This window comes from Bradyrhizobium sp. MI1.7, from assembly GCF_055811795.1.
Window position 1 is genome coordinate 37393 of the sequence record NZ_JBVVPO010000063.1, and the last position, 11241, is coordinate 48633.

Genomic DNA, 11241 nt, shown 5'->3' on the forward strand with positions numbered 1-11241 from the left:
TCTGCGGCGGTGCCCTCGCCCCCCTCTTTGGCCCCCCCGCTAAAAAAACCCTTCGGTCCCCGGGGGGGTTTTTCTGGATTGCTTCGCTGCGCTCGCAATGACGACGTGGAAAGAGCGTCAGGCCCTCGCGCCTAATGCGACCTTGCCAGACAGAACGCGACCACCTGCTCCAGCGCGCTCTTCATCGGCGAGGACGGGAACAGCGCCAGCGCGTCGACGGCCATGGCGCCGTAGTGCTGGGCGCGGCTGAGCGTATCTTCCAGCGCGCGGTGCTTGTTCATCAGGCCGAGGGCGTGGTCGAGGTCGGTGTCGCCGATCTCGCCGCGCTCGAGTGCCCGGATCCAGAAGGCGCGCTCGGTGTCGTTGCCGCGGCGGAAGGCGAGCACGACCGGCAGCGTGATCTTGCCCTCGCGGAAATCGTCGCCGGTGTTCTTGCCGAGCTTGGCGCTCTTGCCGCCATAGTCGAGCACGTCGTCGACGAGCTGGAAGGCGATGCCGAGATTCATTCCGACCGAGCGGCAGGCGGTCTGCTCCGCCTTCGGGCGGTTGGCGATCACGGGGCCGACCTCGCAGGCGGCCGCGAACAGCTCCGCGGTCTTGCCACGGATCACGGCGAGATATTCGTCCTCGGTGGTCGCGGTGTTCTTGGCGGCGGCAAGCTGCATCACCTCGCCCTCGGCGATGGTGGCGGCGGCCGCGGACAGGATGTCGAGCGCGCGGAGCGAGCCGACCTCGACCATCATGCGGAACGCCTGGCCGAGCAGGAAGTCGCCGACCAGCACGCTCGCCTCGTTGCCCCAGAGCATTCGCGCCGACAGCTTGCCGCGGCGCATCTCGCTCTCGTCGACGACGTCGTCGTGAAGGAGCGTCGCGGTATGCATGAATTCGACGGAGGCAGCGAGCTTGATGTGACCGTCGCCGGTGTAGCCGGCGAGGTTGGCCATGGCGAGCGTCAGCATCGGGCGCAGGCGCTTGCCGCCGGAGGAGATGAGGTGGTTGGCGACCTCCGGGATCATGGTGACCTCGGAGCCGGTCCGCGACAGGATCGTGGCGTTGACGCGCTCCATGTCACCAGCGACAAGGGCAACCAGCTGTTCGATCGACGCGCCGGGAGTTTCGAAAGGTACGATGACGGCCACGCCGGTCTCCAATATTTGCCCCGGAGGGGCTATTCTGATGCAAATACAATAGAAACTGGCAGCGGATGCGGCAAGTGCCGCGGAACCATTGACATTTGCCGCTTTAGCCCCTTTCAGGCAGGAGACGTGCGTTTTGCGTGAACTGGTTCGGACCAACGACATGGTGCTGGTGTCGGCGATCGGCGCGCTGCTCGACGGCGCCAACATCCATCATCTGGTGCTGGACCAGAACATGAGCATTATCGAGGGCTCGCTGGGTATCCTGCCACGGCGGATCCTGGTCCATGAGGATGACGCCCAGGAGGCCAGGGAGCTCCTCACCGAGGCCGGCCTCAGCCATGAACTGCGCGGCGATGATTGACGTCGTCACAGACTTCACCGAGGACGCCTTTCTCGGCGGGCAATTGCGCTTGAAGCAGAAGCGGTCCGGCCACCGCGCCGGGCATGACGCCATCCTGCTCGCGGCGGCGACGGAAGCGCGGGCGGGCGACCGCGTCGTCGATCTCGGTGCCGGCATCGGCACCGCCGGGCTGGCGCTTGGCCGGCGCGTCGCGGGAATCAGCCTCAGCCTGGTCGAGATCGATCCGGAACTGGCGGAACTCGCGCGCGCCAATGCGGCGGCGAATGCGATCGCCGCCGAGACGATCGTGCTCGACGTTACGGCCGACGCACAGGCGTTTGCGGCTAATGGCCTCGCGCCCGACAGCGTCGACGTGGTGCTGATGAACCCGCCCTTCAACGATCCCGCGCGCCATCGCGGTTCGCCCGATCAGGCGCGCCGCACCGCGCATGTTGCGAGGGAGGAGACGCTGAATGCATGGGTGCATGCGGCGCGGCGCATCCTCCGATCGGACGGCGCGCTGACCCTGATCTGGCGCGCCGATGGGATCGCGGAGGTCTCGACTGCGCTGTCACGCGGCTTCGGCAGCCTGTCGATCCTGCCGGTTCACGGCGAGGCGGGACGGCCCGCGATCCGCGTACTGGTGCGCGCCGTCAAAGGCGGCCGGGCTCCGACGCGACTGCTGCCGGGCCTCATGCTCAACGACGAGTCAGGCGTGCCTAAAAATCAGGTGACGGAGATTCTGGAGGGGAGGGCGCTCTTGCCGCTGGCGGAGCCGCGACGACTTACTGCGGAAGCGATTCCGACTGCTGCTCTTGCGGGGTCGTCAGGCGGATCGCCATGAACAGCGCACCGACCAGCAGCAACAGCAGATAGATTTTCATGGTGTTCTCCGCTGCCTCATTGCAGCTTCCCAACGGGGAATCTGCAAAACACGTTCCGGGCACTTCCAATGACAGTCGCGTGATAAGAAATGGTTAAGCAGAGGTAACGGCATGGCCGAACAATTGAACGATCGTGAGGGTTCCGGCCTGGCCGACAAGCTCATGCAATATCTGCCGGCGCGCTTCCGTCCCGGCACCGCGGTGGTGCCGGTGGTGCGGCTGTCCGGTGTGATCGGTGCGGTGACGCCGCTGCGCCCGGGCATGACGCTTGCGGGCGTCGCGCGGGTGCTGGAGCGGGCATTTTCGTACCGGAACGCCAAGGCGGTGGCGCTGGTGATCAATTCGCCCGGCGGCTCGCCGGTGCAGTCGCGCCAGATCTATCTGCGCATCAAGCAGCTCGCGGCGGAGAAGAAGCTGCCCGTGCTGGTGTTCGTCGAGGACGTCGCGGCGTCCGGCGGCTACATGATCGCCTGCGCCGGCGACGAGATCATATGCGATCCGTCCTCTATCCTCGGCTCGATCGGCGTGGTCGGCGGCAGTTTTGGTTTCCAGGAGGCAATCAGGCGGCTCGGCATCGAGCGGCGGCTCTACACGGCCGGCGCGCACAAGGCGATGCTCGACCCGTTCCTCCCGGAAAACCCCGACGACGTGGCGAGGCTGAAGGCGCTCCAGCGCGAGATCCACCAGATCTTCATCGCGCTGGTGAAGGAGAGCCGCGGCGCGCGGCTGAAGGGCGCCGACGACACCCTGTTCACCGGCGAATACTGGGCCGGCGAGAGTTCGATCGCGCTGGGGCTTGCCGACGGCATCGGCGATCTCCGCTCAACTCTTCGTGCCCGCTATGGCGAGAAGGTTCTCACCCCTGTGATTGCGCAGCCGACCGGTCTGCTCTCGGGCCTTTTGGGGCGGAAATCGCCCGGTGCGGGCCAGCTTTCGGCCATGGAATCAATGGCCGGCCTGCCGGACGAGTTGATCTCGGCGGTCGAGACGCGGGCGATTTGGGCGAAATTCGGGTTCTAGGCGACACCCTCCCGCGCCATTTGGTCCGGGCCGAGCCAATTGCGGCGCGGCCCGGTCTGCGCAAGAATGTGCGTGGGGGCTGAGCACTAGACAAGGATCGACCGATGCCGCCGTTTGTCGCTTTCGCGGGCGTCCTGGGCGGGCTTGCCGTGGTCCGCTGGGCCTACAAGACCGCTGTCCGGATCAACCATGAGCTGGAGGAGATGCGCCTGTCGCGCGTCGCTGAAGCCGCCCATGCCGGGGATATTCAGAAGCTGAAACGTGACCCCGTGACCGGAGCGTATCGGCCCGGCTAGGCCGCGCTGCCGTAGGGTGGGCAAAGGCGCTCTTGCGCCGTGCCCACCATTCCCTTTGCAATTGTGGTGACGATGGTGGGCACGCTTCGCTTTGCCCACCCTACCGCACCGTCTCCGGACCAAGGCGATCGGCCCGAATCCGCCCCCTTTGCCTTGATTCCCATCCCCGCCGTCGATACGGTCCCGCGCGATTCAAAACCCCCCGCGAGAGCCTGATCTGACGATGGACGCCTCATTGCCCGCCCATATGCGCCCGGAACGCTCGTTCCAGGGCTTTATCCTCGCGCTCCAGCGGTTCTGGGCCGAGCAGGGCTGCGTGATCCTGCAGCCCTACGACATGGAGATGGGCGCAGGCACCTTCCATCCGGCGACGACGCTGCGCGCGCTTGGGCCAAAGCCCTGGAACGCCGCCTATGTGCAGCCCTCGCGCCGGCCCAAGGACGGCCGCTACGGCGAGAATCCGAACCGGATGCAGCACTACTACCAGTTCCAGGTGATCATGAAGCCGTCGCCGCCGAACCTTCAGGAGCTGTACCTGAAGTCGCTCGCCGCGATCGGCATCGATTCCGCCGTGCACGACATCCGCTTCGTCGAGGACGATTGGGAAAGCCCGACGCTGGGCGCCTGGGGCTTGGGGTGGGAGTGCTGGTGCGACGGCATGGAAGTCAGCCAGTTTACCTACTTCCAGCAGGTCGCGGGATTTGAGTGCGCGCCTGTTGCCGGCGAGCTCACCTATGGGCTCGAGCGCCTCGCGATGTATGTGCAGGGCGTCGACCGCGTCTACGACCTCAACTTCAACGGCCGCGAGGGCGACGCCAAGGTGACCTATGGCGACGTGTTCCTGCAGGCCGAGCGTGAATATTCGAAGCACAATTTCGAAGTCGCCGACACCGCGATGCTGTTCGAGCAGTTCAAGATGGCGGAGACGGCGTGCAGAAAATACCTCGAAGCTGGCTGGAAGGACGGCAAGCGCGAAGCGCACCTGATGGCGCTGCCGGCCTATGACCAGTGCATCAAGGCCAGCCACGTCTTCAACCTGCTCGATGCGCGCGGCGTGATCTCCGTGACCGAGCGGCAGAGCTACATTCTTCGCGTGCGCGAGCTGGCAAAGGCCTGCGGCGAGGCCTGGATCCATACTGAAGCGGGCGGAGCGGCCTGATGCCCGATCTTTTGCTTGAACTGTTCTCGGAAGAAATCCCCGCGCGCATGCAGGCCAAGGCGGCCGACGATCTGCGCCGCATGGTCACCGACAAGCTGGTCGCCGAAGGCCTCGTCTACGAGGGTGCGAAGGCGTTCGCGACGCCACGTCGCCTTGCGCTCACCGTGCACGGCATCCCCGCGCGCCAGCCCGATCTGAAAACCGAACGCCGCGGTCCGAAAATGGGCGCGCCCGATGCGGCCGTGCAGGGTTTTCTGAAAGCGACAGGTCTAAACTCGCTCGACGAAGCAAAGATCCAGCGCGACCCGAAGGGCGACTTCTACATCGCGTTGATCGAAAAGCCCGGCCGCGACGCGATCGACGTGCTCGCGGAAATCCTGCCGGTCATCATCCGCACCTTCCCCTGGCCGAAATCGATGCGCTGGGGCGCGCGCTCCGGCAAGCCCGGCTCGCTGAGCTGGGTGCGTCCGCTGCACGCGATCACCGCGACCTTCGGGCCTGAAACTGAAGAGCCCGATGTCGTCAAATTCTCGGTCGACGGCATCGAGACCGGCCAGACCACCTACGGCCATCGCTTCATGGCGCCGGCGGCGATCAACGTACGCCGCTTCGAGGACTATGAGGCGAAGCTGAAGGCTGCAAAAGTCATCCTCGATCCGCAGGCGCGCAAGGACATCATCTTCGCCGATGCCAAGGAGCTGACGTTCGCGCAAGGGTTCGAGCTGGTCGAGGATCAGGTGCTGCTGGACGAGGTGTCGGGCCTCGTCGAATGGCCCGTCGTCATGATGGGATCGTTCGAGCCGGAATATCTCGCGATCCCGGAAGAGGTGATCCGCGCCACCATCCGCAACAACCAGAAGTGCTTTGTCGTCAGGGATTCCAAGACGGGCAAGCTGACCAACAAGTTCGTCCTCACGGCGAATATCGAGGCGGCCGACGGCGGCAAGACTATCGTATCAGGCAACGAGCGCGTGATCCGTCCGCGCCTGTCGGATGCGAAGTTCTTCTATGAGACCGATCTCAAGACGAAGCTTGAAGACCGCCTGCCGAAGTTCGAGCAGATCGTGTTCCACGAGAAGCTCGGAACTCAGGCGGAACGCATCAAGCGCATCGAACGCCTCGCCGCCGAAATCGCGCCTTTGGTCGGTGCCGACGTCGCGAAGGCCACGCGTGCCGCGCATCTCGCCAAGGCCGATTTGCTGACCGAAGTCGTCGGTGAATTCCCGGAAGTGCAGGGCTTGATGGGCAAGTACTACGCGCTGGCCCAGGGCGAGGATGCCTCTGTCGCCGCCGCGTGCGAGGAGCACTACAAGCCGCAGGGCCCGACCGATCGCGTGCCGACCGATTCGGTCAGTGTCGCCGTCGCGCTTGCCGACAAGGTCGACACGCTCGTCGGCTTCTGGGCGATCGACGAGAAGCCGACTGGCAGCAAGGACCCGTATGCGCTGCGGCGTGCGGCGCTGGGCGTGATCAGGCTGATCGCTGAGAACAACCTGCGTCTGTCGCTCATGAAGGTGGCGGCATCTGCACTCGCGGGCCTGTCGCTGAAGTCGGCCGATGCGGAGAAGCTTCCAAGCGATCTCCTCGCCTTCTTCGCCGATCGCCTGAAGGTCCAGCTGCGCGAGCAGGGCGCACGGCACGATCTCGTCGACGCCGTGTTCGCCCTCGGCGGCCAGGACGATCTCCTGATGATCGTCCGCCGCGTCGAGGCGCTCGGCAAGTTCCTCGAGAGCGATGACGGCAAGAACTTGCTCGCTGGTATCAAGCGCGCCAGCAACATCCTCGGCATCGAGGAGAAGAAGGACAAGCGCGCGTTCGACGGTGCGCCGGATGCTGCGCTCTATGGCCTCGATGAGGAGAAGGCGCTGGCGAAGGCGATCGGCGAAGTGCAGGCGGAAGCAAGCGCCGCTGTCGCCAGGGAAGACTTTGCCGCCGCGATGAGCGCGATGGCAAAGCTGCGTCCGCCGGTCGATGCGTTCTTCGAGAAGGTTCGTGTCAACGACGACGATCCGAAGGTGCGTGAGAACAGGCTGAAGCTGCTCAACGAAATCCGCAGCGCCACGCGTGCGGTCGCGGATTTCTCGAAGATCCAGGATTGAGGCTCTCGTGCCCCGGACGCAGCGCAGCGCTTCTTCAGCGGTGCGCTGCAGAGCCGGGGCCCATGTTAACCTCGTGCTCGTAGCTTCTGGGTCCCGGGTCGCGCTGCGCTTGCCCGGGACACGAGAGCGTGCACAGACGACGCCCAAAAAAGCCCCGCCCGGCGGGGGGAGAACCGGGCGGGGCCTGATGTCCGTACTACGCGATGCGCGCCAGCCTGATTGAAGTGACACGCCGGACATCGAGTTGATCGGAAGCGTTTTCAAGCGAAGTGGATACCGGTTCGCGTGAAGAAAACGCGTTCAGACGAGAATCTAATCCATCACCTCGACGACGCGCCGCGAGCGCGGCTCGACCAGCACGGTTGCGCCGTTTACGACGGTGTAGCGGTAGGTGGTGGCGCCGAAACGTTGCGGCACGTCATAATAAGTGACGCCGCTTTCAGGTAAGGTGGCGCCGACCACCACGCGATCCGGGACACGGAAGGCCGGCACACGTTGCTCGACGACATATTCGCGGAATGCCGGCCTCTGTTCGACCGCAATCGTCGGGCCGCTGTCGACGACGACAGGCGCGCGGCCAACGGTGAGACCGGATTGCGCAGACGCTGCGATCGGCGAGCCGAGCGCGGCGCCAAGCGCAGCGAGGGCGAGAATCCTGTTCCGCATGGGCAACTCCTTCGAACTGATTTCAGCCGGCGCTACTGGCGCGACCGGTTGCCAATGCATGTCCCCTTCGCAATGTTCCGGGAAAAGCCCTGCCGCATCAGCGGCAATTTCGGGCAGTTTTCGCGAAGCCGGGAACCTGTTCGCGCCTTGTGCGTCTCTACCCGCGGAACCCGGTCCGGTATGATCCAGCCGCGATTCGCCTCACGTCACGGAAAGACAATTCATGCACATCACCGTCGCCCACATCTCGCCGCTTCTGTCGCTGCTTGCGGGCGTGCTCATCCTGATCATGCCGCGCCTTCTCAACCTGATCGTCGCGATCTTTCTCATCATAAATGGTGCGATCGGGCTCGGATTGTTGAAGTGGCTCCATCTCTAGGCCTTCATTTTCCGGAACTCTTCGACTTGCGCGGGCCTGCCCAAAGTGGTGTAAGGCGCGCGATTTCCCTTTCCTCTCGCAGGTTGTGTGCAAGCTATGGCCAAAGCCGCCTCGAAGCCCAATAAAACTCCAGCGAAAACGCCAGCGAAATCAAAGTCCTCCGCCGCGGCGAAGGCCGCGCCGGCGGCTCGCAAGGCACTCGCCAAGAGCGCCCCGAAGCCGGTCGCCAAGGCGGCTGTAAAGTCGGCTGCAAAGCCGGCTGCGAAGCCCGCGGCGAAGGCTGCGACCAAGTCGGCTGCGCCGAAGGTTGCCGTGAAGCCCGCCCCCAAAAAGGCCGCGCCCGCCAAGGCGGCGCCAGCCGCGGCCAAGGCCGGCAAATGGGTGTTCACGTTCGGCGACGGCAAGGCCGAGGGCCGGACGGAGATGCGCGACCTGCTTGGCGGCAAGGGCGCCAACCTCGCCGAGATGGCCAATCTCGGCCTTCCCGTGCCTCCCGGCTTCACCCTCCCGACCTCGGTCTGCACCTACTTCTACGCACACGACAAATCCTATCCGAAGGAATTGCAGTCGCAGGTTGAGAAGGCGCTCGACCATGTCGGCAAGTTGACCGGCAAGGTGTTCGGCGACGTCAAAAACCCGCTGCTCGTCTCCGTGCGCTCCGGCGCGCGTGCCTCGATGCCGGGCATGATGGACACCGTGCTCAATCTCGGCCTGAACGACGAGACCGTGGAAGCGCTGTCGGAACTGTCGGGTGACCGTCGCTTCGCCTATGACAGCTATCGCCGCTTCATCACCATGTATTCGGACGTGGTGCTCGGCTTCGAGCATCATCACTTCGAGGAAATCCTCGACACCTTCAAGGACAGCCAGGGCTATACGCTCGATACGGACCTCAGCGCCGAGGACTGGGTCGGACTGGTCGGCAAGTACAAGGACGCGGTCGCGCGCGAGACCGGCAAGGATTTCCCACAGGATCCGCACGACCAGCTCTGGGGTGCGATTGGCGCGGTGTTCTCATCCTGGATGAACGCGCGCGCAGTGACCTATCGCAAGCTGCACGACATTCCGGAATCCTGGGGCACCGCGGTCAACGTGCAGGCCATGGTGTTCGGCAACATGGGCGAGACGTCGGCGACCGGCGTCGCCTTCACCCGCAACCCCTCGACCGGCGAGAGCAAGCTCTACGGCGAGTTCCTGATCAACGCGCAAGGCGAAGACGTGGTGGCGGGCATCCGCACGCCGCAGGACATCACCGAGGAAGCGCGCAAGGAATCCGGTTCCGACAAGGCGTCGATGGAAGCGGCGATGCCGGAAGCCTTCAAGGAGCTGACGCGGATCTACACGCTGCTCGAGAAGCACTACCGCGACATGCAGGACATGGAGTTCACGGTCGAGCAGGGCAAGCTGTGGATGCTCCAGACCCGCGGCGGCAAGCGCACCGCCAAGGCGGCGCTGCGCATCGCGGTCGAGCTCGCCAATGAAGGGCTGATCTCGAAGAAGGAAGCGGTGACGCGGATCGATCCCGCCTCGCTCGACCAGCTGCTGCATCCAACCATCGATCCCGACGCCAAGCGCGACGTGATCGCGACCGGCCTGCCGGCCTCGCCTGGTGCGGCTTCCGGCGAGATCGTGTTCTCCTCGGACGAGGCGGCCAAGCTCCAGGCCGACGGGCGCAAGGTGATCCTGGTCCGCATCGAGACCAGCCCGGAAGACATCCACGGCATGCACGCCGCCGAAGGCATCCTGACCACCCGCGGCGGCATGACCTCGCATGCGGCGGTGGTCGCGCGCGGCATGGGCAAGCCCTGCGTCTCCGGCTGCGGCACCATCCGCGTCGATTACGGCCGCGGCACCATGAGCATCGGCTCCCGCACCTTCAAGACCGGCGACGTCATCACCATCGACGGCTCGCTCGGCCAGGTGCTCGCCGGCCGCATGCCGATGATCGAGCCGGAGCTGTCCGGCGAGTTCGGCACGCTGATGAAATGGGCCGACCAGGTCCGCAAGATCGGCGTGCGCGTCAACGGTGACACGCCGGAGGACGCGCGCACCGCGATCAAGTTCGGCGCGGAAGGCATCGGCCTCTGCCGCACCGAGCACATGTTCTTCGAGGAGACGCGCATCCGCACGGTTCGCGAGATGATTCTCTCCGAGGACGAGCAGTCGCGCCGCGCCGCGCTCGCCAAGCTGTTGCCGATGCAGCGCGCCGACTTCGTCGAGCTGTTCGAGATCATGAAGGGCCTGCCCGTCACGATCCGGCTTCTGGATCCTCCCCTCCATGAATTCCTGCCGCACACCCATGCCGAGGTCGAGGAAGTGGCGCGCGCCATGAACACTGACCCGCGGCGCCTGGCCGACCGTGCGCGCGAGCTCTCGGAGTTCAATCCGATGCTCGGTTTCCGCGGCTGCCGCATCGCGATCGCCTATCCGGAGATCGCGGAGATGCAGGCGCGTGCGATCTTCGAGGCCGCAGTCGAGGCCGAGAAGCGCACCGGCAAGGCCGTCGGCCTCGAGGTGATGGTGCCGCTGATCGCCACCAAGGCCGAGCTCGACCTCGTCAAGGCGCGCATCGATGCCACCGCGAAAGCCGTGATGCGCGACACCAACACCAAGATCGCCTACCAGGTCGGCACCATGATCGAGCTGCCGCGCGCCTGCTTGCTTGCGGCAGAGATCGCGGAGAGCGCGGAGTTCTTCTCGTTCGGCACCAACGACCTCACGCAGACCACCTACGGCATCAGCCGTGACGACGCGGCGAGCTTCCTCGGAACCTACGTGTCCAAGGGCATCCTCCCGGTCGATCCCTTCGTCGCGCTCGACCAGGAAGGCGTCGGTGAGCTCGTCAAGATCGGCGTCGCGCGCGGCCGCAAGACGCGCCCGCAGCTCAAGGTCGGCATCTGCGGCGAGCACGGCGGCGATCCCGCCTCCGTCGCCTTCTGCCACGATATCGGCCTCGACTACGTCTCCTGCTCGCCCTACCGCGTGCCGATCGCCCGTCTCGCCGCGGCGCAGGCGGCGCTCGGCAAGGCGATCGCGAGCCAGGCGTAAGCGCAGCGTTGAAGTGTTGAATGCGAAGAGGCGGGGCTAAACCCCGCCTCTTTCATTTGAGGCACACTCCACCCACACTTCATTGCGAGCGCCCCACACTCACTGTCATCGCCCGGCTTGACCGGGCGATCCAAGGCGGATTCAAACGGTCGTCGCAACACTCGGAGGTTGGAGGTTGCGATGAACGTTGTAAGGCGCCGATCGGCGCGGT

Annotated in this window: 10 protein-coding genes; 8 read left to right on the forward strand and 2 right to left on the reverse strand. The window is 65.2% G+C overall.

From position 1 onward, the window contains the following. Positions 1 to 131: 131 nt before the first annotated feature. Positions 132 to 1139: a polyprenyl synthetase family protein gene (locus AC0L3X_RS36925; RefSeq protein WP_063986627.1), complete on the reverse strand. Its 1008-nt coding sequence runs from the start codon at positions 1137 to 1139 to the stop codon at positions 132 to 134. A gap of 133 nt (positions 1140 to 1272) precedes the next feature. Here AC0L3X_RS36925 and AC0L3X_RS36930 point away from each other — a divergent pair, with 133 nt between their 5' ends. The 6 genes from AC0L3X_RS36930 (at position 1273) to glyS (ending at position 6937) form a co-directional block, all read left to right on the forward strand. Beyond that, positions 1273 to 1500, forward strand: coding sequence for a putative signal transducing protein (locus AC0L3X_RS36930; RefSeq protein WP_014497336.1), 228 nt, complete (start codon positions 1273 to 1275; stop codon positions 1498 to 1500). After that, positions 1493 to 2323 (forward strand): tRNA1(Val) (adenine(37)-N6)-methyltransferase, encoded by an 831-nt coding sequence (locus AC0L3X_RS36935; protein ID WP_354131796.1) that lies wholly within the window; start codon positions 1493 to 1495, stop codon positions 2321 to 2323. Before AC0L3X_RS36930 ends, AC0L3X_RS36935 begins: the two co-directional genes overlap by 8 nt. A 151-nt stretch (positions 2324 to 2474) precedes the next feature. Continuing rightward, the gene (locus tag AC0L3X_RS36940) at positions 2475 to 3383 is read left to right on the forward strand and encodes a S49 family peptidase (RefSeq protein ID WP_063985105.1); all 909 of its coding nucleotides are present in this window, start codon (positions 2475 to 2477) and stop codon (positions 3381 to 3383) included. Between the two features lie 104 nt (positions 3384 to 3487). Beyond that, positions 3488 to 3679 (forward strand): hypothetical protein, encoded by a 192-nt coding sequence (locus AC0L3X_RS36945; RefSeq protein WP_071916131.1) that lies wholly within the window; start codon positions 3488 to 3490, stop codon positions 3677 to 3679. 223 nt (positions 3680 to 3902) lie between these two features. After that, the gene (locus AC0L3X_RS36950) at positions 3903 to 4838 is read left to right on the forward strand and encodes a glycine--tRNA ligase subunit alpha (protein ID WP_063985103.1); all 936 of its coding nucleotides are present in this window, start codon (positions 3903 to 3905) and stop codon (positions 4836 to 4838) included. Then, positions 4838 to 6937, forward strand: a complete 2100-nt coding sequence (gene glyS / locus AC0L3X_RS36955; protein WP_063985102.1) for a glycine--tRNA ligase subunit beta — start codon at positions 4838 to 4840, stop codon at positions 6935 to 6937. The genes AC0L3X_RS36950 and glyS overlap by 1 nt, the downstream gene beginning before the upstream one ends. Before the next feature lie 312 nt (positions 6938 to 7249). On the opposite strand, the gene AC0L3X_RS36960 is transcribed toward glyS, so the two are convergent. Further along, the gene (locus tag AC0L3X_RS36960; RefSeq protein ID WP_038944551.1) at positions 7250 to 7603 is read right to left on the reverse strand and encodes a DUF1236 domain-containing protein; all 354 of its coding nucleotides are present in this window, start codon (positions 7601 to 7603) and stop codon (positions 7250 to 7252) included. Positions 7604 to 7826: 223 nt separating this feature from the next. Here AC0L3X_RS36960 and AC0L3X_RS36965 point away from each other — a divergent pair, with 223 nt between their 5' ends. Together AC0L3X_RS36965 and ppdK are read left to right on the forward strand one after the other, a co-directional pair. After that, positions 7827 to 7982, forward strand: coding sequence for a DUF3096 domain-containing protein (locus tag AC0L3X_RS36965; RefSeq protein WP_014497329.1), 156 nt, complete (start codon positions 7827 to 7829; stop codon positions 7980 to 7982). Positions 7983 to 8078: 96 nt separating this feature from the next. Then, positions 8079 to 11030: a pyruvate, phosphate dikinase gene (ppdK, locus tag AC0L3X_RS36970; protein WP_063985101.1), complete on the forward strand. Its 2952-nt coding sequence runs from the start codon at positions 8079 to 8081 to the stop codon at positions 11028 to 11030. Positions 11031 to 11241: the final 211 nt, after the last annotated feature.